Annotated in this window: 17 protein-coding genes; 4 read left to right on the forward strand and 13 right to left on the reverse strand. The window is 49.6% G+C overall.

Annotation, left to right across the window (positions count from 1 at the left end):
* Positions 1–22: 22 nt before the first annotated feature.
* Positions 23–1,090: a glycoside hydrolase family 88/105 protein gene (locus CJP46_RS28910; RefSeq protein WP_094599093.1), complete on the reverse strand. Its 1,068-nt coding sequence runs from the start codon at positions 1,088–1,090 to the stop codon at positions 23–25.
* Positions 1,091–1,192: 102 nt separating this feature from the next.
* Positions 1,193–3,247 carry a beta-galactosidase gene (locus CJP46_RS28915; protein ID WP_094599094.1) on the reverse strand — a complete coding sequence of 685 codons (2,055 nt, stop codon included), beginning with the start codon at positions 3,245–3,247 and terminating at the stop codon, positions 1,193–1,195.
* A gap of 122 nt (positions 3,248–3,369) precedes the next feature.
* Here CJP46_RS28915 and CJP46_RS28920 point away from each other — a divergent pair, with 122 nt between their 5' ends.
* Positions 3,370–4,212 (forward strand): AraC family transcriptional regulator, encoded by an 843-nt coding sequence (locus tag CJP46_RS28920; protein WP_094599095.1) that lies wholly within the window; start codon positions 3,370–3,372, stop codon positions 4,210–4,212.
* A gap of 61 nt (positions 4,213–4,273) precedes the next feature.
* Here the strand turns inward: CJP46_RS28920 and CJP46_RS28925 are convergent, their stop codons facing one another.
* On the reverse strand, positions 4,274–5,830 hold the full coding sequence (locus CJP46_RS28925; protein ID WP_256992581.1) for a glycoside hydrolase family 31 protein: 1,557 nt from the start codon (positions 5,828–5,830) through the stop codon (positions 4,274–4,276).
* A 119-nt stretch (positions 5,831–5,949) separates the two neighbouring features.
* On the opposite strand from CJP46_RS28925, the gene CJP46_RS28930 reads away from it, so the two are divergent.
* The 3 genes from CJP46_RS28930 (at position 5,950) to CJP46_RS28940 (ending at position 8,072) form a co-directional block, all read left to right on the forward strand.
* Positions 5,950–6,822, forward strand: coding sequence for an AraC family transcriptional regulator (locus CJP46_RS28930; RefSeq protein ID WP_094599097.1), 873 nt, complete (start codon positions 5,950–5,952; stop codon positions 6,820–6,822).
* Positions 6,823–7,178: 356 nt separating this feature from the next.
* Positions 7,179–7,520: an ArsR/SmtB family transcription factor gene (locus CJP46_RS28935; protein WP_094599098.1), complete on the forward strand. Its 342-nt coding sequence runs from the start codon at positions 7,179–7,181 to the stop codon at positions 7,518–7,520.
* Between the two features lie 36 nt (positions 7,521–7,556).
* Positions 7,557–8,072: an SRPBCC domain-containing protein gene (locus tag CJP46_RS28940; RefSeq protein WP_094599099.1), complete on the forward strand. Its 516-nt coding sequence runs from the start codon at positions 7,557–7,559 to the stop codon at positions 8,070–8,072.
* A gap of 155 nt (positions 8,073–8,227) precedes the next feature.
* On the opposite strand, the gene CJP46_RS28945 is transcribed toward CJP46_RS28940, so the two are convergent.
* The 10 genes from CJP46_RS28945 to CJP46_RS28995 all read right to left on the reverse strand — a co-directional run bounded on the left by CJP46_RS28945 (position 8,228) and on the right by CJP46_RS28995 (position 24,330).
* Entirely contained in the window at positions 8,228–9,358 is a 1,131-nt protein-coding gene (locus CJP46_RS28945; protein ID WP_094599100.1) for a GntR family transcriptional regulator, read from the reverse strand.
* 138 nt (positions 9,359–9,496) lie between these two features.
* Positions 9,497–10,447: a carbohydrate ABC transporter permease gene (locus CJP46_RS28950; RefSeq protein WP_094599101.1), complete on the reverse strand. Its 951-nt coding sequence runs from the start codon at positions 10,445–10,447 to the stop codon at positions 9,497–9,499.
* A gap of 27 nt (positions 10,448–10,474) precedes the next feature.
* Positions 10,475–11,377 (reverse strand): carbohydrate ABC transporter permease, encoded by a 903-nt coding sequence (locus tag CJP46_RS28955; protein WP_094599102.1) that lies wholly within the window; start codon positions 11,375–11,377, stop codon positions 10,475–10,477.
* Position 11,378: 1 nt separating this feature from the next.
* On the reverse strand, positions 11,379–13,973 hold the full coding sequence (locus CJP46_RS28960; protein ID WP_094599103.1) for a DUF5696 domain-containing protein: 2,595 nt from the start codon (positions 13,971–13,973) through the stop codon (positions 11,379–11,381).
* A gap of 14 nt (positions 13,974–13,987) precedes the next feature.
* Entirely contained in the window at positions 13,988–16,051 is a 2,064-nt protein-coding gene (locus CJP46_RS28965; protein ID WP_094599104.1) for a YIP1 family protein, read from the reverse strand.
* A gap of 14 nt (positions 16,052–16,065) precedes the next feature.
* Complete coding sequence (locus tag CJP46_RS28970) at positions 16,066–16,935, reverse strand: carbohydrate ABC transporter permease (RefSeq protein WP_094599105.1); 870 nt, start codon at positions 16,933–16,935, stop codon at positions 16,066–16,068.
* 5 nt (positions 16,936–16,940) lie between these two features.
* A complete protein-coding gene (locus tag CJP46_RS28975) occupies positions 16,941–17,918 on the reverse strand; it encodes a carbohydrate ABC transporter permease (protein WP_094599106.1) in 978 nt (325 codons plus the stop codon).
* The gene (locus tag CJP46_RS28980; RefSeq protein WP_094599107.1) at positions 17,866–20,802 is read right to left on the reverse strand and encodes an extracellular solute-binding protein; all 2,937 of its coding nucleotides are present in this window, start codon (positions 20,800–20,802) and stop codon (positions 17,866–17,868) included. Before CJP46_RS28980 ends, CJP46_RS28975 begins: the two co-directional genes overlap by 53 nt.
* A gap of 107 nt (positions 20,803–20,909) precedes the next feature.
* Positions 20,910–22,319: an ABC transporter substrate-binding protein gene (locus CJP46_RS28985; protein ID WP_094599108.1), complete on the reverse strand. Its 1,410-nt coding sequence runs from the start codon at positions 22,317–22,319 to the stop codon at positions 20,910–20,912.
* A 658-nt stretch (positions 22,320–22,977) separates the two neighbouring features.
* Positions 22,978–24,330, reverse strand: a complete 1,353-nt coding sequence (locus CJP46_RS28995) for a sulfatase family protein (RefSeq protein ID WP_094599110.1) — start codon at positions 24,328–24,330, stop codon at positions 22,978–22,980.
* Between the last annotated feature and the right edge of the window lie 55 nt (positions 24,331–24,385).

Consider the following 24,385-nt stretch of genomic DNA (forward strand, 5'->3'; position numbering starts at 1 on the left):
AAGGAAATCATCCCATTCATTATCACAAAGCATCCACCGACTGTTGATCCAATTTCGCATGATCTTTCTTGAGCTCTTCGATCACCGAAGTTAGAAACGCGAGCGCCAGTCCTTGCCCCCAGCCCTGAGCCCATTTCCTGTCGATGCCGAGGTAACCGGAGATGTCGTTCATGACAGCGGTTCCTCCCGATACGTTCAGCACGCGGCCGTTGTCGGCAATATTCGCTAGCAGGCCGTCAAGCGCCTTCTGCACGTATTTCGCGTGCAGCGGATTGCCTTGAGTAACCATTGCCGCCCCAATGCCCGCCGTAGCCGATACCTCGCCATAAGCTTCCGGAACATCTAGAACGGTTCCCCACAGGCCGTCTTCCTTCTGGAGCTTCTTAATCGCGGCAAGTTGATCGCGCAATGAACTCCATATATGCATCATTGGGGGATAAAGATACCCTTCCGGCAGGATGTGCGCCGCGCGAGCCATCGTATAGGCTGCCCAAGCGTTCGCGCGCGCCCAGTAAATGCCTGACATATGATCCTGCTTCATATGGTTGTAGCCGTGATACCAAAGGGCGTCGTTGTCGTCCTGCAAGTAGTTGATATGCCAGAAAAATTGATGCAGGGCGTCGTTAATGAGATGTTTTTTATCGAATATGATGCCTGCCCGCAGCATGAAATAAGCCGCCATGAACAGCGTATCCGCCCAGCACTGCTCCGGAAAATCGTTACCCGACGATACCGTATGCTGAAGCACCCGATCGCCGAAACGCAGCGCATGATTCTCCAGATAATCGATTTTGCTATGAATGATCTCCGCATACTTCTCGTCTTCTGTCTGCTCATATAACGTGAGCAGCATATGACCCATTGCGCACGTATTCACCGTCCAGCCCGGCAAGCCTGCTTCGATATATTCATCCACCCAATCCTTCATCCGCTCAAGGTACGCTTGCTCGCCCGTGACTTCGAATGCCCTGCTGACGCCATAGTAAGCGACGCCTCCCGGCCAATCCCAAGTGAGGTCCATGTCGAACGTGTAGGACGCCACACGTCCGACGATTTGCTCCAAGTCGCTTATGTTTGCGTTCAATTTCATTTCGGTTCATCCCCTATTCTCATGTTAGAGCCACGCCGTAACCAGGAATTGTTGAGGTGTACTTCTACTAACCTAATGAGTTCTTTCCCGTGAGACGATCCTCTACCGATCAAGTTTTACAATCCAAACATCATGTCCCATCAGTTCCGTTTCTTCGCCATTTAACGTACGGCCGGTTAGCAAGTCAACGCCTGTCCGATCGCCCAGTTCGACGGTTACGGCATCTGCGTTATGGTTGAGCACAAATAAGTATTGCTCGCCCTCCTTGGAACGGAGCGTCGTCTCCACGCCGTCCGGTGCGGAGAGAATGTGGGGCTTAATCCCATGGGAGGCGCACAACGGCGACAGCCAATCCTGAAGGAATGAAGCCTCTGGGCTTGTCGCCAAGTACCAGGCTTCACCCGAGCCGAACTTGTTAACGGTGAGCGCCGGCATGCCGCGGTAGAACTCTTCGCCATATACCGCCTTCACTTCGGCGCCTTCCGGATGAATTAAATCACAGAGCATGCCGCACTCGTATTCCGGTTTCATACCGGGAGTGTCTTCAGACAGAACAATACGGTTGCGCTGGTCCGGAAGCAAGGCATCGATTTCTTCCGCCCATATGCCGAGAAGCTTGCGCAGCTCGCCGGGATATCCGCCCGTCTGTACAAGATCATTTTCATCGACAATCCCACTGAAGAAAGTCGTAATAAACGTACCGCCCGCTTGTACGTATTTCTCCAGCTTGTCCGCAACGCCCTGCTTCACCATATACATCACGGGCGCAATGACTAGGTTGTAGCCGCTTAGGTCTGCTTCTACACTGACGACGTCCGCCGCAATGCCCGAACGATACAGCGCATCATAGAACTTATGGACTTCGTCTACATAACGTAGAGCGATCGACGGACCGCTGGACATTTCGAGCGCCCACCAGTTCTCCCAATCGAACAAAATAGCGACTTTGGCTTGAACACGAGCATCAAGAAGCGTATCACCCAGCTGTGCGAGCTCGCCGCCAAGCTTAGCACATTCGCGAAATACGCGTGTGTGCTCGTGGCCGACATGCTCGATCACGGCCCCGTGATATTTCTCACAGGCGCCGAGCGATCGGCGGAGCTGGAAGAACAAGATCGTATCTGCTCCCCTGGCTGCTGCCTGGTAGCTCCATAGCCGCATAACGCCAGGACGCTTAAGCGAGTTGTAAGGCTGCCAATTTTGCTGGCTCGGCGTCTGCTCCATGAGCATAAACGGTTGACCATCCTTTAAACCGCGCATCAGATCGTGCATCATGCCCGTGTAACTGTGCGGCGTATCGAAACGGGGATAGTTGTCCCATGACACAACGTCCATGTGCCGAGCCCATTTATGGTAGTCGAGCTTTTTGAAGGCACCCATCAGGTTCGTTGTCACAGGAACGTCCGGTGTGTGCTCTTTGACGGCTTCATATTCAAGCTTGTAACACTCCAGCAGACTGTCGGAATGAAAACGGATATAGTCGAGCGAAATGCCCTGGAAGTTCGTCTCCGTCCGCCCGTTCGCCCCAGCCCACTCCTCGCTGAGTCCGCTCGGCAGGACGATATCTTCCCAATCGTAGAACGTATGGCCCCAGAACCCGGTATTCCAGGCTCGATTCACCTCATCAAGCGTGCCATAACGCGCTTTGAGCCATTCCCGGAAAGCTGCTTCGCAGTTGTCACAGTAGCAGTTCCCGGCACCACCGTATTCGTTGTTAATATGCCAAATAAGCAAAGCCGGGTGGTCCTTGTAACGCTCCGCCAGTTTCTCCGCCATACGAGCTGCAAACTTGCGGTAAGTCGGGCTGTTCGGGCAGGAATTGTGTCTTCCGCCGAACTTCCGTTTACGGCCATAAAAATCGACTTGAAGAACGTCGGGGTATTTGCGCGCCATCCATGCGGGATGGGCTGCCGTACTTGTCGCGAGACAGACTCCAATTCCATCTGCGTGAAGCTTGTCCATCATCTCGTCAAGCCATTCGAAATGGTACGTGTCTTCGTCGTGTTGGTTTTTCGCCCAGGCAAACACGTTGAGCGTCACGACGTCTATACCGGCTAACTTGAACATACGTAAATCCTCGTCCCAGACCGGCTTCTCCCATTGATCCGGATTGTAATCTCCGCCATACCAAATTTTCGTTTTTTTCTTGTTAATCAACTTGTCACACCTCAATGTATATGATAAAACTGCATTTGATAACCCTATCTTAATGGCTTATGATATCTGTAAAAAATATAAAATTCGGGATTTTTCATATAAGAATATGGAGGTTTTATAAAATGCGCCGAGTCGTTCCCTCATTCCCTTCGGAGCTGCTGCCCCTTCAGCTGGAGACGATTGGGATCAAACCCGACCAAGAAACCATAGCACGGCCCTCCGGCTACCCCTATTATCATTGGATTCAGACGCTGCGTGGAGAGGGAGAACTATCGATGAACGGGCACACCTGGAAAATGACGGAACGATCGGGTGTTCTGCTCGCCCCGGGGACGCCTCATCGGTATGAGCCCAAAGGCGACAGCTGGCAGACCGGTTATATCACCTTTCATGGAAGTATTGCCGCCAGTCTCGTTCGTTCCCTCGGTTGGAGTGCCGCCGAATGGTTTCAATGGGAAGCAGGCCCTGATCAGATCACGGACCAGCTAAAAGGCATGCTGGCGTTCGCCGAATCGGGCGGCGATCCGTCGGGATGGCGATATTCCGCGGATTTATATCGATTTCTTACGCTGCTTCGCACCGACGCCCGCACGGACAAGCGGCCATCCATCTCAAAGCGGCTGGACCGGGTTCAAGGTCTGCTGAACTGGCTTGAACACGAATTCGCCAACCCGGAAATCGGATTGGCGGAGATGGCTTCGCGGCTCGGCATCGGTGAACGGCAGTTGAACGAAAGATTTCGTGATTTGTTTGGAATGACGGCATATGCTTACTTGATTCAGCTGAGGCTCCGCAAGGCGAAGGAATGGCTCCCTTACCGGCCCGATTGGACCGTACGCCGCATCGGAGAAGCGGTCGGTTTCCGTGACGCGAGTCACTTCGTGGCTACGTTCAGGCAGAAGGAAGGCATGACACCAGAGACTTACCGAAAACTGTACGGTCCAGGGTCCCTTCCAGAACGCTGACTGGACGACAAGTCGCAGGCGGATCGGAGAAAAATACCTTCTCAATTACAGATTGCCATATCTAGTTGGAAGTCCGCTCCTGCCGGCGGTACCACGGAAGCCTGGACAGCGGAGCCTCGACTTCTATTTCACATGGCCCGGTCACGCGTGTCCCGTCATCCCCGTACCAAGTTCCTGGAGGAAACACGACGGTTCTGGTCGTCGCCCCTTTCTGCAATACCGGAGCGGCCAGGACATCATCGCCAAGCATAAATTGATCGGTCACTTGCTCGAAGCCCCCTTCCGGGAACACGTAAGCCATATGACGCATGATTGGCTCACCCGTTTTGGCGGCGTGACGGGCTAACGCGGCGATTTCAGCGCCCATCCGGCAGTGCAGCCGCGCGGCTTCAATACATAAGTTCAAATGCGCTTCATCCAGCACCCGCCATGGTGCAGTAGAAAATTGCATCATTGGAAACAAAGCGGAGCACTGCGCGTAACGGACAAAAAGCTCCGCATCCACCTTGAAATCCGGGCGAATTAAATCCCCGTATTGGCCGCCACCGACCATATCGGGACAGTTGAAAGCATACCCGACCAGTCCTTGAGCAAGACCATTGGGAATCAGGCTGCCTAATCCGTCCTTGCCCCAGCTGTGGTTCTTATCGCTCAAGCGCTGAACAAGCGGCTGACCGGCCAGCTTCCAGCATGCCCGGTATTCGTTAAAGGCATATCGGAGTCCGAGACGCGCCCAAGCTTCTGACTGCTCATTCGGCGTCGCCGGCCGAAAGCTGATATCCTCGAGATTGTAATACTGAGGATCTCCTGCATCCAGCTTAAATCCATCGATTCCGTACGTTTCAACCAATTGGTCCAGCTCGCCCGCAAACCAGCTAACCGCCTCCGCATTCGTCCCGTCGAGAACGGCGCTGAATCCGTTCCACCATTCACGTACAACCGGCTTCCCATCCGCATTTTTCAGCAAATATCCTCGTTCCTTCAAGTCCCGGTACACCTCGCCGTCCGGACTGAAAAATGGACATACCCACAGGAGCACGTGGAACCCAAGCTCATGAAGCCGGTTCACCATCGCCTTGGGATCGGGAAAGCGTCCCGCATGAAACTTGAACGTCCCGTAGTCTTCATGCCAATTGTCGTCAATCATGAGGATGCCTGGCGGCAAACCATGGGACAAAATGGCTTCAGCGTAGGCGATCACCTTGTCCTGCGTTGGATGATAGCTCATCTCCATCCAGGTATTGTATTGAGGCACGGTAAAAAACTGCAAATCCGGGGAACTGCCTGTGGGAGGAAAATACTTCTGTGAGGCAAAGCGGTAAGCATCACGAAGGGTACTCCCGCCTTCCTCAACTTTCATTATTGCTTTCTTGCCTTCAATGACGAGTTCTCGTCCATCAAAAGAAAATCGGTACGGTTCCTCCGACCAAACAAGTCTCCCCTTATTGGAGAGCAGCAGCGGCGCTGCTTGGTTATAGGCTGCATCCCCGAATAGATCGCGCGAATAGTTTTGGCTGCCGAACGGCATGAATGTTCCGTCTTGGACGGCTCCACCCCACCAATACTCATCTTCCTTTAGATCTATCCTCAGCGTCTCGGTATACATAGTTTCCTCCATATCTTCACCCACTTTGTTCTTTATACCTCGATCTTATGCGTGATCAATGACGAAGACAATCTTAAAGTATTGCGCTATACTATAACAAAATTGACTTCATTGGTCGTGGAGGTCACTACATGGTATCACCTTCATCCTATGCTTTTCGCAGCGACGATAAATCAATATTGACTTTAGACTCCATCGGTTGGCAGATCATCGACAGCTCTGAGTACAGCTTTGCAGGCGAAGAACGTCCGGATTGCGGGCATGTGATTTTTCAATATACGCTTAGCGGTCAAGGCATCTTGGAATATGATCAACAGCGCTTCACTTTGCACCGGGGGACTGGATTTCTGGTCAAAGTTCCAAGCAGACACCGATACTATTACGCGGATAACGGGACGCCTTGGGAGATCCTTTGGCTTAACTTAAGGGGGGAAGAAGCAAATCGGATTTGGGATCTTATTATTGGGCAAGAGGGGCCTGTCATTTACAAAGATGCTGGCTCTCCCTTAATTCTAGGTCTGTGGAAGCTTTTAAGCATGATAGCCGAGGAGAACGTCATTGATAAATACCAATTGTCCAGTAGTGTCTATGAGTGGATGCTTACTTTAGTCAAGACAAGCAGAGAATCTAACAAGGACATCAACGAGAACTCGAACTCCATCATCCTAAAGGCCAAGCGGTTCATGAAGGAGCATTATGCTTCTCCAGTAACGTTAGACATGCTCTCCGAACACTGCGAAATGAACAAGCATCACTTATGCAGGCTGTTTCAGAAATCGGAGCAATCCTCACCCCTTTCTTATTTACGAGACCGAAGGGTTGAAGCTGCAGTCACCTTACTTCGAACCACCGACATGCCGATCCAAGATCTTGGCAAACAATGCGGCTTCGAAAGCCCCAGCTACTTCGGCAAGGTGTTTCGTGAATATATGTCCATGACACCAAAGGAATATCGAATGAAAAAGCTCGAGTTTCCATATGATGCGATCTATTACCATGAATAGCAAGTAAAAAAGTAATGAGAGCTGGTTTAAGGCTCTCTTTTTTATGTGGATTACTACATTTATTATTGATCCATTTTTTGTGAGAAGGGTAAAAAGCTACTTTTACAGAAAAAAATTACGGTTTCACAAAACGAACCTCCCCTCTCTCGATGGTCTGCCTAAAAGTAACTCCATGCTGGATGAACTAGCCGCTTCCTGACGGTGATGTATTGAACCGGTAAAAAAACATAATAACCAATCATAATATTCCTTGACAGGAATATTCCCTTTAAGGTATATTTAAATCAACAAAACGACATCATGATGAAGGAGATGAGATTTTAAAAAGAGCCATCCCGTAATGAGGTGAAGCACACATGCCAAGGCAGAATCCGGTTATGGATATGACAACGCTGAGCGCTTTGGCCGAACCGAATCGTATGAGTATCGTTGAACTTTTGCGCGATGGTCCTCTGACTGTTGGTGAAATCGCCGACCGTTTGGGTCTTCGCCAGCCCCAAGCCTCGAAGCATTTAAAGGTGCTTAGCGACAACGGGATTGTAGAAGTAAAGGCCGAAGCCAATCGCCGAATCTACAAGCTGCGGCCCAAGCCCTTCCTGACGTTGGTGTCTTGGGTGGACTCCTTCCGGAACGTCATGGAAGGCAGATTCGATAATCTGGAAGAATACTTGCGTGAACTGCAAAACAAGGAAAAATGAGAATTGCAATTAAATGGGTTGAGGAGGAATTATAAAATGTCAAACAATGCAATCGTTTCGAAAGTAGAAAACGACCGGGTGTTGGTACTGGAACGTGTATTCGAGGCACCGCGCGATCTCGTGTTCCAAATGTTTAAGGAGGCTGAACATCTCAAGCATTGGTGGGGGCCAAAAGGATGGGAAATTCCAGTTTGCAACGTCGATTTCCGGCCGGGTGGCGTTTGGCACTACTGCATGAAATGCGTCGATCGGAATCAAGGCGAATTTTACGGTATGGAATCCTGGGGTAAAGGCGTCTACAAGGAAATAGCCGAGCCGGAGAAAATCATCTACACCGATTACTTCTCAGATGCCGAAGGCAATGTAAATGACACGCTGCCATCGACCGAAATCACGTTGGAATTCATCGATTTAGGAGGCAAGACGAAGCTGGTCAACCGTGCGGTGTATGCTTCCGCAGAGGCGCTCAAAACGGTTATGGACATGGGCATGCTGCAAGGCATCAGCGAAACTTGGGATCGTCTGGAGGCTCGTCTGAGCGAGATCAAGTAAGGAAATACAGATCCAGCCGCCTGGCTTTAGAGCCGGCGGCTATTTGATTTTGTATTTGCAGAATATCACCAGTCAAGGTTCAACTTCAAACGGAGCGATCATTTCTGTATTCCAATGCTTTCAGTTCTGATCCTGTCCTGACTAAGCTTTGGCTTCTATTTCACTTCACTAACGATACAAGGCCCAATAGAATCCCGCTCCACCAGCTTTACGGGAATGGTCACCTTTTCCTGCAGATAATGACTCGACTCCAGCATATTCACGATGATTTCTGCGGCTCTTCTACCGATCTCGTACAAATCTTGTGCTACAGAGGCCAAGGGGATGCCCATCCATTCCAGAAAATCGCTATTGTCAAAACCGATGATCGACATTTGTTCAGGGACCTTGATGTCCATTTCCGCGCATATTTTCAAAAAGTCGCTGGCCAGCAGGTCATTCTCCACCTGAATAGCGGTAACCCCCTTCGCTAACAGCTGCGTTAATAAATTTCGATAATGCTCGCGCGGAATGCTGTGAATAGGGCCAACAAAAAATTCATTGATGACGATATCATTATCCAAAGGCAGTCCATGATCCTTCAGCGCCTGGCAGTAACCGAAGAAACGCTGCAGGACGGAGCTGGTGGTTTCCATGTCGACAAAAGAAACGAAGGATATCCGTTTGTGTCCAAGACGAATAAGTCGTTCTGCGGCGACATATCCCCCATTGAAATTATCGGCAACAACGCTGCTGACAGGCAGGCTGTCATAATGCTTATCGATCGTCACCACAGGATACTCGTTCATATATAGCGTATACAAAACTTGCAGATTGCATTTTTGATTCGGATAAAGGATGATCCCCTTAATCCCTCTTTGCGGAAGTGTGTTGAGTAATTCCCACTCTTTTTGCGCGCTGTAATTGGTGTTATGAATACTGAGAAAGTAGCCTTTCGCATTCAAATAATCCGAAGCTCCCTGAATGTATCCGAAGATCTGGCCACCCTCTTCAAAAGGAAATATCATCGAAATCATGGAATTCGGGGCGCCGGGCAGATTATCTTGTCGCGCATCCTCCACGTTTCTTAGTTTGACGTAGCTTCCGCTTCCCCGTTTACGGTATATATACCCCTCACGTTCAAGCTCGCTGAGCGCACGTTTCGAAGTAATCCGGCTGACACCAAACTGCTCAGCAAGCTCCACTTCCGTAGGCAGCTGCTGCTCGGGTAAATATTCGCTGCTTTCAATTTTTTCCTTCAGATACTGATAAAGCTTCGTGTATAGCGGTTTATTGCTGTTTTCCATGCCAACCTCACATCGAACAAGATTTGATGAACTCACAAGGGGTCCTTGATAAGCGCATGCATTATCCTCATTATATTATCGTTTAGTAGACAGTACAAAGTTCAGGACAGTTCAGCGCATAGCTCCAATTACACCGAGTCAGCCTACCAGCCCAGTACGTTCTACACTTTCCACGAAGTGACGCTGAACAAACAGATAGAGAATAATCAGAGGTCCCATAGCCAGCAGTACTCCGGTACTCAGCAAAATCCCTTGATAAATGGGGTCCGGCTCGCTCAATCCCATGCCCATATCCATTAGGGCCGTGGACAGTACTTTGATTTTTTTCAGGAACAAGCTGACGTAATAGCTGTCATTCCATTGCCACACGAAAGAAAACAGCATCACGGTAACAAAGGCTGGAACCGCATTGGGAATCATGATCTTGAAAAACGTTTTAAATATGCCTGCCCCATCCACAAAAGCCGCTTCTTCAATTTCTTTGGGAATGCCACGGAAAAACTGTCTCAAAATATAAATATACAGTCCGTTTTTAAGTCCCATCGCCGTCATGGAAGAGATCATGAACGGCCAAAAGGTATCAATGAGATTAAAACTGGATTTCTTCGAAAACAAGCCTACGAGTCCAAATAAATCAAAATAACGGTAGGTTAGATACAGCGGGATCATGATCGTCTGCGGTGGAACGATAATCGTAAAGATGACGATGGCGAACAAGAGCCCGCTGCCCCTGAACTTGAGCCGTGCAAACGCGTAAGCGGCAAGCGAGCAGGATACCAGCTGAATGACGGTTGTGCTTGCGGAAATAAATACGGTATTTCGCAGCGCTTCGAAATAATCGGTCGTTTGGATCGCAATCCATAAATTATCGAACGTAAAATGACGGGGGATCCAAAGCACCGTTGGATCATAAACATCCGCTTTACTGCGGAAAGCGACGGAGAGCCGAAGAAATAACGGAAACAAAATAATGAAGCAAAAGCCAATGACCAATACGGTCCGGATGATCCTCCAGAGCCAGCTTTTCCCCTTCTCAACCGGATTGACCCTGTCCACCCATCGGCTTGCGATCACAGATAGGGATTGCATGGTGTACGCCTCCTTTTCTAACTTCCCTTAGTCGTAATAAAACACTTTCCGTGAGACGATACCGACGGAAATAGCCAGGAATGCAGCCACTGCGGCAAAATAGACCCAGGACATGGCGGCACTCAGCCCGAAGTCGATGGTCTGGAACGCCGTTTGCGAAATCAACGTATTCAGCTCGTTACGGCTGAACGAATCAATAATCGAATACACGAGATTGGTCAGAATGAGCGGCGTGACCATCGGGAACGTTATTTTCCAGAACGTTTCGTAACCGGTAGCCCCCTCGATTTTGGAAGCCTCGTACAAAGATGGCGATATCGACTGTAGCCCGGCCAAAAAGATTAAAATCTGCACGCCGGAAGAACTGATAATTTCATAGATCCGATCAACAGCACCAGTAATGTAGGAAACGAAAATCGGGGACAGACCGGATTCAATCATCATTTTCTTAAGTTCGATGCTTTGCAAGAGTCCGGATCCGTCTTCGCCTCCCCCGCCTCCGGCCGTGATGGCTCCTCCGCCGACAATGCTGCTCACATCCATATTGGCGACTGCGCTTGAAGCCAGAATGACCGGGAGAAAGAAAATGGCCCTGGCGATCGCCCGCCCCTTAAACTTCTGGTTCAGGAGGACGGCGACGAACAAGCTGAAAATAATAATGATCGGTACATTCACGATCATGTTGATAAATGATTCAACCAGTTTGCGAGGAAACTCCGCATTGGTCGTAAACAAGCTCGTGTAATTGACAAAACCTTTGGAATCGACAGCAAATCCGCCTTCCACCAGGTTGATCGAGCTTAAGCTATAACGAAAGGATTGAATAAGCGGGAAAATAAACAATAATAGTAACCCGATCATAAGCGGCGTCGCGAAAAGAACGCCGGTCCATGCCTTTTTTTGTTCCAGAGTCAGTTGTTTTTTGAACATCTTACTCACCGCCTATCCGGTAGCTTTGCGCTGCGATACGTAAACCGTCCACATCTACCGCAGTCTTGTTGTAATTGACATAGATGGTTACCCCGTTCTCAAAATCCGTTCGTACCACTTGGTCGGCGAGCTTCCGGTGGCCGATGATCAGCTGGCCGCGAACTTTGGCAAGGATCGGATCGGCTTCCTTGTACAGCGCAACCGCTTCGCTCAGCCAATCTTCGTAATACAGTGCATTCAGATCATCATAGGGCGTCTCCTTAACGGCGGAAGGTTTGCTGTAAAACCATTCGTAATATATATCCGAGCCCGTCTCGAGCGCCTTCAGCATCGAGTTTCGCGGATCCCGTTGTTCATCCATATTGAATGGGGATCCCGCAATATCAAAATAGCCGTGAAGGGCGATTTGATAGAAAGGCACGACTTCGTCGGTAATATTCATCCGGCTGCTCTCCGTCGGGGCACCGACGATGATCGAGGCAGCAGGCAGGGCGTAGGCATTACCGCCGTTTACCATAAGGGATGAAACATTTTTCTTTAGCTTGCTTGTTTCCTGTACGCTCCGCTCGCGTGCATCCTGACGGTTAACCGGATGGTCTTGGTTAAAGTCGGAATTGACTTCACTTGCCAAATCTCTGAGCGAAAGGCCCGTTATTCCGAATTTTTTGTAATCTTTGATAAATCCGTCGACAACGCCGGGAAGTTTCGCAGGTGCCAGAACATAATGAGAGAATGATGACGTATCTTTCACATACATGACAGGATCATAGTCGTAAATTTTGGCCTTGCTCCGATCCAAAAATAGGGCACTGTTCCTGGATCCCGAGTATTTCTCAAGGAACGCTGCATCCGGGTAAAAGCCGATACCGTTCTGCTGCGTGTAATCAATCAATTCCCGGAACTTTCGTTTCCCGCCCAAAGCGCTTTCCAGGCTGATGCTGGATGGAGATCGATGCCGGATGCCGTTGTTAAACCAGCCGACATAGCGCAGGGCTAAGCTGTCCACGCCTTGATCTTTCAGCATTTTCAAGAGCTTCACGGCCTCACTGTAACTCGTTAACGATTCCGTCTTTTCATAAGGAATGCCCAAAAAGGATGCTTGTTTCTGGAAAGCGCCCGCAAGCTCCAGCACAAAAGGGGTGTGGTCCGTCTGCGCAATCTTTTTGAGCTTGTATTTACCGGCCAAATCATCCCGATAACGAGCCGCCATTCCGGTATAATCCGCGTTTGCTCCGGTCAGGAAAGCATAGCGTATTTGAATATCCCCCTGGTACGCTTTCGTTTGGAACATCGGAACCGAGCTCGTTTTCGTTCCTGAAGTGAGCGTGTAGAAATCCATAGCTACGATGTTAAACATACTGCTTATGTTGTTGTAAGAAACGAACCTGCCGCTGATGTCCGCTGAAATCTCCGCGAGTGCGTCCCCGCTTTCGATGATGCCGACAAAAGCGTGATCATTCTGCTTCATGCCGAATACAGGAAGCCGCGTCGGCTGATTGGTCTGAATTTTTTCTTTGACGTCAAACGTTCCGTCTTCCCCATAAACAGGAAGCTGGTATGGCTCAGCATTCAGCTTGTTATTGTTCAGCCTGATTAAAGCGCCGGATCCATCCGGAACAAACATGTACCCTGACTTGCTGCCGTCAGCCGCTCCAAAATATTTCAAAATTTGAAGGGACTTAAGCGGATACGTCTTAGGGTACGTAACTTCGCTGGTCTTGACGGTAACTCCCAAATGATCTCCCTCGAGCTTGTATTCCACCGGAATGGTAAACAGCGGCTGCTCGGGACCTTCTTGTTCGCTTACGCCATTGGCCTTATTGTCTTCCAACGCATCTTCTTTCGTATATCCGACAGATGCCAGTGTCTTGGCCAGCTCCTCCGCTACGTAATCCTGCAGCTGCCTGACCTCGTATATTTGTTTCTCCTCATTGAATTTGAATTTATAGGCCACATTGGTTCGGGTCTGCTCGTCCTTAAGCTTACCGAGAATAAGCTCCTCGAACCGTTCCTTACTAATCGCCTGCGGGATCGCCTCCGCCGATTTGTGTATCGTTCCGATCTGGTAAACGACCTTAACGCCCTTCTCCAAATCCTGAATCTCGAACTGCTTCTTGCTGACGCTGTCGTCAAAACTGTTGAGTTGGTTGATCTGTCCCTTATCGTTGTAATACGTAAGCTGAACCTGCGACGACATTTCGGATTTATACAGCGGCGATGCGATAGGATCGTTCCCGCGGCCTATCGGATTGGAGAACCATACGTATCCATCCTGCTTATTTTTGACGGCTATTTCCGTTGTCTCCTGATTCATGTACAGTTCGAGTTCGTTATTTTCGGCATACCGCTTCATTGCTGACAAAGCCGTTAATTCTTCTGGTGTATTTACCGTCGTCTTTTCATCCCTTGCGGAAACGCGGAGGGACGACAGCAAGCTGGACGATTGCTGTAGTACAGCAGTTCCCCCATTTCCTGCCGGAGCAGGGCTTACAGCAGCTTCAACAGGGTGCAGATGTCCGCTGCTGCTAAAAACTGCAGTACCGCCGATGGCCAAGGCAATGACAATCCCGATGGTAAACTTCCTTGCAGCTGGCACAGCGCTTCCCTCCTTTAGAACCTGAACGAAATTTCTTGATATAAGGACATCACGAAACTGTACATTTGCTGGATCATGCTAAAGAACAGCACGCCGAGGAAAAGAATGATCCCAATGACGACAAGTGTGAGCAGCATAGTCACGACCGTCTTCCCGGCCGAATATTGATGAACCGTCATGGTTCCGATAAACAGCAGCCATACGAACCAAATGTAGGCGATCGTATCCAGCAAGTAATAGAACGCGCTTTCGCTTTCCGTAATCACGCTGCTGTAGAGAGTTTGCGGTATGTAAATGATCAGTAAGGGCATGAGTGCATATCCGGTGGCCATGATGATTTCTTTAAATTTCCCTTCACCGTCCATCAAGGTGGTCAGCGACCAGTTTGCCACACACCAAAGCACAAATGGCAGCACGATAAACTTAAATTCATTAATGCTGTTCAGTTCAGCCGGATTGTTATAGTTAACGACAAATCCGCTGTACTGCCGTTTGATAATCGTGACAAGCACGACGAGGAGCAGGATGATGGCGGCAATCGAGACGCGGCCTTTCCTCTCGAATTTCATTTCCCAAAAACCGTTAAACGGATGGACCATCGTGTAAAAAGGGTTTTTGATCACGCCGATTTCCTCGTAGTGGCTGCCGGCGATATTTCGCCTGCCAAGCTTGATCGCTGCATAGATGAGCAGGATAGCGGCCAAGATGCCAAAAACGATCGTCCCGAAATGGTCGGTTACCACATCTTTACGGTATCTTTTAAACGCTTCGGAATAGTTCCCCCTGTCGCTTCCAAGCTTGAAATAATGCATAGCTTCGCGGTTATCGCCCTGCTTCAGCAGCGATTTGCCGATCCCGATATAAGCGACATCGAAATTGGAGTTCAGCTTCAGCACGCTTTGCCACGCTTCCGTCGACCGATCCGCTTGCCCGTTATAGAGCGCCGTTACGGCTTCGCGAATCAGGCTGCCGTAAGTTGTAGGCTCAAACACGGCTATCCGGTTGTTATCCTTGTCCAGGACCAGCATCTGGTCTTCAAACATTGCGATGGCCGATGGGGTACGAAACGTATCCTGCCGGCTTCCCAGTCCGCCGAACATATACAATAGATTGCCGTCTTTGTCATAGGTGAAAATCCGTCCGCGTTTCGAGTCGAGCGCGCTGTACATGCCGCCGACATCTGCTGCCACGTCGATGAAGATAGAGCTGCCGGGTGCGCTGCCTACCTTCAGCGTATGAATATCCCCTTGGGGCGGAAAGTACCCCTTATCCCTTAAAATATCTTCTCCGGAAGGGTTCAGCCTTTTGATCGGACGGTCCGAATTTTCCTCTGACGTCGTGGTATACAGAAATCCTTCTTCGTCGGGGCTTATATTGTTAAATTCAATCGGAATGAACTGCTGCATCTGATCGCGCTGCTTTTTGGTCGATATCCGCTTCCAGAAAAGGTCGATGGGATTGAACCTGACCTTGTTCGAACCGACGAAACCGTTAAAGGCGCCGTCAGGATCAAATTCCATGATTCCTTCATAGGAACCCCGGCTGACGACATAAATTCGTTTCGCTTGATCGACAGCTACTTTGACAGGCGCATATTGAAAGCCTTGGCGGATCAGCGAGGACTTAGGTTCGCCGATCACGCGTATGAATTCGCCTTTGGCATTAAACTCTACGAGCCTGCGGTTTTGCGTATCAGCCACAAAGATATTCCCGTCCGCATCGGCAATCACGCCTGAAGGCTGATTAAACGTATCCTTTTTCCCATCGTGCTCAAATTCGTCAATCATGAGCTCCGTCTGAAACTCCCGGTTAAGCACAACAATCCGGTTATTGCCGGTATCCGCGATATAAATGCCGCCTTGCTTGGATACATACAAGTCCTCCGGCGAATGGAATGCCCCTGCCTGAGCATCGTTCCCATACACAACTCTCTCCAACGAATATGGAGGAGGCGCCGGAACCGCTTTACCCGTGAAATCGTATGTATATCCGTCAGCGCCCGATGCGGCGGCAGGAATGGCGAAGCCGATCGAGATGACCAGTACCAACAGTGTAAGAATCGTTCTTTTGACAATCAATTGGCTCCCCCCTGTCACTCTTTCAAACCCGATGTTGACATCGTCTGAATCACGTTGCTTTGCGTGATGATAAACACGGTGATCGGTACGACCATCATCATGAGGCCAACTGCAGCGACGGGGCCTGTTCTCACGATTCCCCCGCTGGCAATTTGCGCAAATACGGCATCCACGGTTCGAAGCTGCTCACTGTAGATATAAATATGGCTGGTTGCCGTTCCGTTCCATAGGCTTTGAATCGAGAAAATAATCAGAGTCAACCACGCCGGCTTGACGATCGGCATCACGATTCTCCAGAATATCCGGTATTCGCTCGCACCGTCGATCTTTCCGGCTTCGATTAATGCATCCGGTATTTGCTCCATGAACTGCTTCATTAGATAGAGCCCGAGCGTCGAGCCGAACGTGGGGAGAAGAACCGCCCAATACGTATTGATCAGGCCGAGCCAGGACATCGTCATATAATTCGGCACCTGGGTTACGTATGCCGTAAACATCAGGGACAAGACGACAATATGGAACAAAAACCGGTGCCCCGGAAATTTCAGCTTTGCCAGCGGGTAGGCGGCTGCAGAAGCAATGATCACATGGCCGAACGTTCCAACCGCTGCAATAAAAAACGTGTTAAACACATAACGAGAGAACGGAACCCATGAATCGGCTAAAATACCGCTGAGATCCGTAAAGTTTTTCAATGTCGGATTCCGAAAGAAGAACCGGGGCGGAAACGCAAAGATTTCATCAATCGGCATAAATGCCCTGTTGATCGTATAAATTAGCGGGATTGCCATAAAAGCAGCAACGAGACCGATCATCAAGAACAAAACGATATCGACGGCCCATGAGCGGTTTATCCGTTTTTTAATGACCTTGTTCATGATCATGTCAGCTATTCACCCACTTTTCGAAGAAGCTTTTGCGTGATCATATTTGCTCCGAGCATGATCGCGAACAGAACGGTAGCTATCGCGGAAGCATAGCCCATTTCAAAACGGACCGAGCCGTAATCGATCAGATGGGTTACAATCGTATGCCCCGCGTAATCCACGCTCGGGAAGCCCAGAAGATTAATGGAAATCTCCGCAACCGCAAATGCCGAGGTGATCTGGATGACTGCGCCGAACATCAACTGCGGCCGCATGGCCGGCAGTGTAATAAACCAAAGTTCCTGCCACCGGTTTCGAACGCCGTCGATTGACCCTGCCTCATACAGCGTCCGGTCCACATTTTGCAGCCCTGCAATAAATGACAGGAACGCCGTTCCCAGACTCAGCCACAGCTGAACAATCATGAGAATCCCCAGCATGTAGTTCGTATCCTGAAGCCACTGAATCGGTTCGAGAATGAACCCCCATTTCATCAGAAACGCATTCATAAATCCGTAGGTATCGCTGGAAAATAGCGTTTGCCAGATGAGATAGGTGTTGCCTGCAATCGAAGGCGCGTACAAAATCAGCGTTAATAGCGCCCTAAGCTTCGGGGGAAGCTCATTGATCAGCCATGCGAAAAAGAAACAGGCTGCATAGCTGACGGGTCCTGTAATGAATGCAAACAGGAATGTATTTTTGAGGGCAATCAAAAATACATCGTCCTGCACGAACAGCTTGGCGTAATTCTGCCACCCTACCCAGCTTGGCGGCTCCAGCATATTAAAACTGGAAAAGCTGAGAACGAAGGACATGATTACGGGAAGAACCGTAAACGTAACGAAGATGAGAAAAAATGGCGCCAAAAGCACATAGGCATGCTTATGTTTTTTTATTTCCGACGCCAAGTTCACCAGTTTGCCGCGTAAGACTATGATGGGAATCACCTCAGTTCTCGTACGGAAGCTTGAACTCTTTCCGTTTGCTCGTAATTTCTTCATTGATGTACCGTGTGTAATACTCTATCGTTTCGCGCGGATCCTCACCCTGAACGACCACGGCCCGGAACGCATTATCCAAGTTGCGCCCCGTCAAATACCCGCCGGGGACTTCGGGAATGCCTTGTACCCATTGCATCTGCCCTGCCAGCTTCTGAAAATCTTTCGTCTGCCACGGAAGTTGGGCCAAAGCGTCCATGTTTGCCGTAGGGTAGCGTGCAGATGACCCCAGGCGGACTTCCATTTCCCTGCCGTAGGTAGCCTGTGTATCTTGGCTCGTCCACCATTTCATGAATTCCCAGGCGGCATCCTTATCCTTCGTATGTTGGAACATGACCGTTCCTACACCGCTGCCACCCACTTCGCGGCGAATCGTTCCATCCTGCATCTTCACGCCCGGAACCGAAGTGAAACTCCACAAGCCCTTAATTTCCGGCGCAAATACGCTCAGCTTGTTGAACATCGTATAATCGATGATGCCGATGGGCATCTCGCCGGTCCGAAACCGGTTGGAGAAGTCAAGCTGTATCGGCAGCTTATAGTTGACGTACAGGTCCGTCCATCTCTTGAATTCCCGGATTGCCGTCTCGGTGTCCAAAGCGCTTGCCTTGCCGCCGTCCTTGTAGAGCTGTCCGTCATGCTGGTACAGGAACATCGTATACGCCCGGCTAATATCGGAAGTCGTCGAATCGTTGCCATTCGTATCCAGCGACTTTTGCGGAAGACCAAATTCCAGATTATGCTTCTGCAGTGCCGGAATCATCTCGAATACCTCATCCCACGTCTGCGGAACTTTAAGCTTCAACTCGTCCTCAATGATATCTTTGCGGTAGAACAGAACCGGAAACGTCTGTGTTTCGGGAAGGGCATAGTAGCCATCATTATATTCATATGGAACCATGGCGCTCTCATTAAAGCGCTGCACGACTTGGCTGAAGTCCGGGAAGACGCTCAAATCCTGCAGTGCGCCCCTGCTTGCGTAGTTGACCGGCAGCGTGCCGTCCACCTGCAGGGCAACATCCGGACCCTCACCCGTCAGCGTGGAAGGGAGCAGAATATCCTGAGACACCAGCCGCAAATTGACTTTAATACCGGTCTGCGGTGTGAACTTATCGTTGATCAGCCGTTTGATGACCTGTGCTTGGTCACGGGCGGGCGTCATCCAGACCGTAATTTCCCGGGTTCCGGCCTTCTCACTGTCATAACTGTCATAGTTCTCATAAAAAGAAGCGGCGAATGAAGCTACGCCGGCTTCAAGCTTGCGCCAGCTGCCCGCTTCCGCTGCAGGGAGCTTCACGTCCGGGGATGATACGGTTAAAAAGTCAATGGCAAGCGGCTGTTCGTTCATGCCGAGCAGCCATGTACCCAGTCCGCCTACATTGCTCTTGAATTGATCGAGGCGGGATGGAACGGTATCCGGCCTGTCGGCCATATCCTGCAGCTGATAAGCAAGTGTGTTCAGCATGGCAGAGTTTTCGGTTCTTTTCCCTCCGGGGCCTTCGATGATACCGGCAATCTCGTACAACAGGCTGCTCTGTTTGCGAAATACTTCTACCATTTCCGGAATGCGCTGCTCGAGATTATAATCGCGGTAGGTATCGGGAACGGTTCCCGTAAAGCTGATGATCTGGCGGTACATCGCATTCAATTCCAAAATGCTTGATTGAACCTGCCGAATAATGGGTGCAAGATCGCCGAGCGTAGCCTCTAATTTCACCCGGTGCTTGCCTTTCGTAAGATAAAACATATACGGATGCTCATGATCTTTGCCCAGCACTTTCATCTGCCACGAACTGTCATAACCAAATCCGATCCGCTTCGCTTCTTTGAAAGGGATCTCGTCATCGATATAAAGGGTGCGGATCACCGACATGCCGTTCAGATAATTTTGCCGGCTCTTGATGGCAATCTGGTACAGCCCATCTTCAGGCACATCGACTTCCCATTCGATCCATTGTCCAGGTAACTTCCATGCCGCGCCACCGATCGCATTATTGCGAAGTTTAGTTACGCTGAACGGTTCAATGGCCGGATTGGACCGGTCGTTATAAGGAAGCAGGGTAGGTGAAGATTTGGCTGCAGCGGCTTCACCTTGAACCTTCACCATGACATCCTTGGCTGGTTTGTAACCTTTTTGCTCATGAAGATTCGCCAAGTCGTCATAGTCCATCGCTTCGGGTGGGTTCGTCAGCTTGATTTCATCTATCACCAGAGGCTCTTTGACCGAAGTTAAGGAAAGCACATGCTTTCCCTTGGAGAAATAAAAAAGGTACGGATCCTCGTAGTAACCCGTGGCGTCTTTTAGCAGCGATTCCTGCCACTGGGGAACTTCGACTTGAACAGGAGTGAGATCGTTTCCAGAACCGTCACGGTCAAACTCATTTTTTTCGTTTTTCCATACCCTTGAAAACACCAGGCTTTTCGACTCGGCAAAAGGATAACTGCCGTCGATCTTCAATTCCCTTTCAACATCCGAATCTTTGCCTTTCACGGTGAAATATCTTAACGCGATGTTGTAGAGGCCGTCCTGGTCGACTTGAAGCTCCCATTCAACGGTTCCGGAATCACCGGTTTGGATTACTTTTCCCGTTGTCCCTTCAAAGGGGTCCAGGACTGTAATGTTCATCCCCTGTACTTTGCTGTAATTTTCCGCCTTAACCATGACTTCTGTCTCCGGACGTTTGGCATCCTTATGTTTCGCCAGGTAACCGTCATAACTGCCTTCTTGATAGCTGGTCGCCGCGATATTTATCAGCCGGCTGCTGTCCAGAAGACGGTCCGCAGACACAGAAATGTCCGTGCGATCGCCAAGGAGCGATGCAGCAGCGTACACAACGACCGATAAAGCCGCAAGGATGATGACCACTTTCAAATAGGATCGCCGCATGAAACCCTCCTCCTCCTGAAAATACCCCTAAATTCTCACTTTCGTTTGGACAAACACTAAGCCGAATTTAGGGGTAACGTATCAAGAGTAATTGATGTTGACAGCGCTTATTTCGTTTCGCTCATCAGCTTGCTGATGCCAGCTTCAAACGGATTTTTGATTTTCTCAACGGCTGTAGCCGGAGCCACTTTACGTTCCGTAATGTCATTCACAGCGTCTTCAAACAGCTTTCCGGAATCCGGAACGGCATAATATCCACCCATGTAGCTAATGTTGTCATACATTTGCGTACGTGTATCGACCAACTCAGGGGTTGGATAGTTCGTTTGCCAGCTTTGCACGGAGAACTCCTTATCCTTCTGGCCAAGACTGATGTCGCTAAGAATATGAGCCGTCGCTTCGGCGTTTTTCGAATATTTAGAAATCATGTACATATTGCCGTAAGCCGTAAACGAAGTGTATTTATCCGCTTTGGGTCCCTTCGGGAAAAAGACGTAGCCGAGTTCTTTATCCTTCATGTTGTCTTTCAGTCCGCTGAACTCCCAGCTAAAGCCGGCATACATCACGCCTTTCCCGGCGACAAACTCCTTGCTGGCGTCCTCAGGAACCGGCTGCATGATGGACTTATCGACATTGTACAAATCCGAGAGGAACTGTAGTCCGGAGACAGCGTTTTCCTGGTCCATCGTAAATTTCATCTGACCATCGACGGTGTCAGCTACCGTTCCTTTGTTCGTGTAAATGAATTGCTTCGCGAGCATTTGCGTTTTTTCATAAGCGCCTGTCATGCCGTATACATCGGTTTTTCCATCTCCGTTTGTATCTTTCGTCGCTTTTTTCATCAGTTCACGGAATTTATCCCATGTCCATTCGCCGGATTGCTGCAAAGTATAGGGATCTTCCAGGCCCATCTGCTCGACCAGCGTTTTGTTATAAAAAATTCCGTAAGGAGAAGGCGGTGCGTCAATAAAACCGTATTGCTTACCGTTGTAGCTTCCTCCATCCTTCATCCAGGCAATATATTTATCATCACTCATATCCAACCATTGATCGATCGGAGTAATAAACCCTTTATTCACGAGCTGCGGGAACGCCCAAAACAATTCGAGTACGACGGCATCTGCAAAGGGTTCCCCGGCCAGCGATGTCGTTGTAAAGTTCTCAACATATTTGCCGTAATCACCGAATTTCACGTATTCAATTTTGCAGTTATATTTTTTCTCTGCTTCTTCAATCAGCTTGATAAGCTCCTCGGTTCCGGGAGTTCTGTCTTTCTCTGCTACCGTTCTTGGGTCCGCTCCATCCCACCACACGCCAAGCTTGACCGTTTGGCCTTTCAGATCATATGTAGGTTCAGGGGTTGGGGTTTCAGAAGCCGTCTCCGTTGTGGTTGACGGCTTGGCTTCCTCTTGCTTTACCTCTTGGCTGGAAGTGGTGCCGGGACTGTTGTTGGTGCTGCAGCCCACAACAAACACCCCAATAATCATTATAGTTATCAGCAATTTAAGCGCTTTCATTTTATTCCTCCGTCCAAAATGATTTGTGCTTGCATTGAATTTCTATAATGTTCTCATAGGGTTAGACTTAGGTGAGATGGATTGAAATATTCGGTGATGAAAGTTAAGACCATCTTTATAGAATGAACTAAAGAAATGAACGTTATAGGCCGTATTTGGGCCGTTATAGCAGGAAGTTCAATGCAAAACTTTAGTTCAATCTATCTAGGTGTGAGGGAAGGTTGAAAGTGAATAAAAGTTTCGTTACGTAGTTAGATCGAATACCATTTCAGCTGGTAAGTTATGAGGGTATAAATACGATGGAAAAATGGCAGATAAAAAACTGCCGATGTAGAACTAGATCGATGAACCTCCCTTCACTTAAAGTCATTCCTGCGCAAGCCGAACAAATGATCTTGCCAAATTCAATGGAATTCATTAAATATGATATACCTTTATTGGTGAAAAACAAAGATTATAACCAAAGTGCATATACCATATTCGGATTCCTTGAGTGAATTATAATTAAAATGCCTCATTTTGTAAATATTAGATATACCATATTTTTTAATTCATCAGTAAAAAACCAATAAAAATAGCTGTCGGGCACGAGCTCGACAGCCTGAACACATCATCATTCATCAGTAGAATTCATCCAGTCGTTTTTTCGCAACCCCCATCACACTTTGATTCGAAGCTCGCTGACCGACACGCGCCGCTGGCCGTCAGATCTCACTGGAGCGTTCTCAATCCGTGGCACTGTCTCGCCGGCTTCCGCCATGCGGCTAAGGAGACGGCCCCGGAGCTCATCGCTCACCTCGCGATAAGATGCCAAGCCTGCCAAATTGGTTAATTCATGCGGGTCGGCCTGCAAATCATATAAAAAGTCTTCGGTATAGCAATCTGCGGCGCCCCCATGAACCGCTTGCGGTTCCATCGCCCGTATGCTGTATTTCCAGCGTTGGGTGCGGATGGCGCGGCCCGTGTGAGATTCGCTGATTTGTACGAACACTTCCTGCGGCCACTCCTCCTTTTCTCCCTTAAGCAGTGAAAGGATGGAACGACCTTGCATATGTTCTGGAACCGGAATGCCTGCGGCATCGAGCAGCGTAGGAGGCAGATCGATTAAGCTCACCAGTTCACGAATCTGTCCCCCGGATTCAAAACAATGCCCCGCTAGCGCCGTCGGTACCCGGATGGAGCTCTCATGGCAGGAGCGCTTGTATTCGCCATTTCTCGTCTTAAAGTGGCAGCCGTGATCCGAAGTGAATAGAACGATCGTATTTTCGAGAAGATCCAGGCTCTTCAGTGTATCCATCAATCGGCCGAGCGCCTCATCCAGACGCTTGACCATTCCATAATAACCGCCTAGATGCTGGGCGGAAGAGCCGCCGAGCGCCGCTAAATCCGGCGGAGTCCACCGGCCGGCGTATCTTTCCTCATATCCGTCCGGCGCCGGGTAGTTATCCGCATGGTTTTGATGGTGAGGTTCCAAAAACGATAAAAACAGAAAGAATGGTTCCCGCTGATGCGCATCAATGTAACGGATGGCCGCGTCCGTCTGTGCATCGACCCTGTAACCCGGAAGCTTGACTTCCCGGTTGTCATTGTCGTACAACACCGTATCGTATGCATCGGAAGCGTATTCCAGAATGTTGGCTCCAAGCCAATATTCGTACCCCCCTCGTTCCTCCTGTGGAACCGGCTCCCGCGAAGCAAGATGCCACTTCCCGATATAACCGGTGATATAGCCGGCTTCCCGGAAATAATGAGCTAATGTTTTCTTCTGCTCCGGTAGAGGGATTCCGTTTGTGAAGCAGCCGGTTGAGGTGGCATATTCACCGGTCTGCAGGCAAGATCGGGCCGGTCCGCAAACCGGCTGGCACGTAAACGAATGATAGACATGGGTCCATCGGGAAGCGAGCCGATCAAAGTTCGGCGTCAGCCCCAGCGGGTTGCCATGGGCACCCGTCGTGTCAAAGCGCTGCTGATCCGTAAAAAATACGATCACATTCGGCTGTGTTGCCGTCATGAATAAACTCCTCCATTCCGATTAAAGCATAGAATACCCATCTTCATGATCAAAC

It is taken from the genome of Paenibacillus sp. XY044 (assembly GCF_002257645.1).
GTDB lineage: Bacteria > Bacillota > Bacilli > Paenibacillales > Paenibacillaceae > Paenibacillus_AQ.

What these genes read in the sequence shown, in the direction of transcription:
- CJP46_RS28910 (WP_094599093.1), bottom strand. Translation starts at nt 1,090, where the DNA reads ATGAAATTGAACGCAAACATAAGCGACTTGGAGCAAATCGTCGGACGT.
- CJP46_RS28920 (WP_094599095.1), top strand. Translation starts at nt 3,370, where the DNA reads ATGCGCCGAGTCGTTCCCTCATTCCCTTCGGAGCTGCTGCCCCTTCAG.
- CJP46_RS28925 (WP_256992581.1), bottom strand. Translation starts at nt 5,830, where the DNA reads ATGGAGGAAACTATGTATACCGAGACGCTGAGGATAGATCTAAAGGAA.
- CJP46_RS28930 (WP_094599097.1), top strand. Translation starts at nt 5,950, where the DNA reads ATGGTATCACCTTCATCCTATGCTTTTCGCAGCGACGATAAATCAATA.
- CJP46_RS28935 (WP_094599098.1), top strand. Translation starts at nt 7,179, where the DNA reads ATGCCAAGGCAGAATCCGGTTATGGATATGACAACGCTGAGCGCTTTG.
- CJP46_RS28940 (WP_094599099.1), top strand. Translation starts at nt 7,557, where the DNA reads ATGTCAAACAATGCAATCGTTTCGAAAGTAGAAAACGACCGGGTGTTG.
- CJP46_RS28945 (WP_094599100.1), bottom strand. Translation starts at nt 9,358, where the DNA reads ATGGAAAACAGCAATAAACCGCTATACACGAAGCTTTATCAGTATCTG.
- CJP46_RS28950 (WP_094599101.1), bottom strand. Translation starts at nt 10,447, where the DNA reads ATGCAATCCCTATCTGTGATCGCAAGCCGATGGGTGGACAGGGTCAAT.
- CJP46_RS28955 (WP_094599102.1), bottom strand. Translation starts at nt 11,377, where the DNA reads ATGTTCAAAAAACAACTGACTCTGGAACAAAAAAAGGCATGGACCGGC.
- CJP46_RS28970 (WP_094599105.1), bottom strand. Translation starts at nt 16,935, where the DNA reads ATGATCATGAACAAGGTCATTAAAAAACGGATAAACCGCTCATGGGCC.
- CJP46_RS28975 (WP_094599106.1), bottom strand. Translation starts at nt 17,918, where the DNA reads ATGAAGAAATTACGAGCAAACGGAAAGAGTTCAAGCTTCCGTACGAGA.
- CJP46_RS28980 (WP_094599107.1), bottom strand. Translation starts at nt 20,802, where the DNA reads ATGCGGCGATCCTATTTGAAAGTGGTCATCATCCTTGCGGCTTTATCG.
- CJP46_RS28985 (WP_094599108.1), bottom strand. Translation starts at nt 22,319, where the DNA reads ATGAAAGCGCTTAAATTGCTGATAACTATAATGATTATTGGGGTGTTT.
- CJP46_RS28995 (WP_094599110.1), bottom strand. Translation starts at nt 24,330, where the DNA reads ATGACGGCAACACAGCCGAATGTGATCGTATTTTTTACGGATCAGCAG.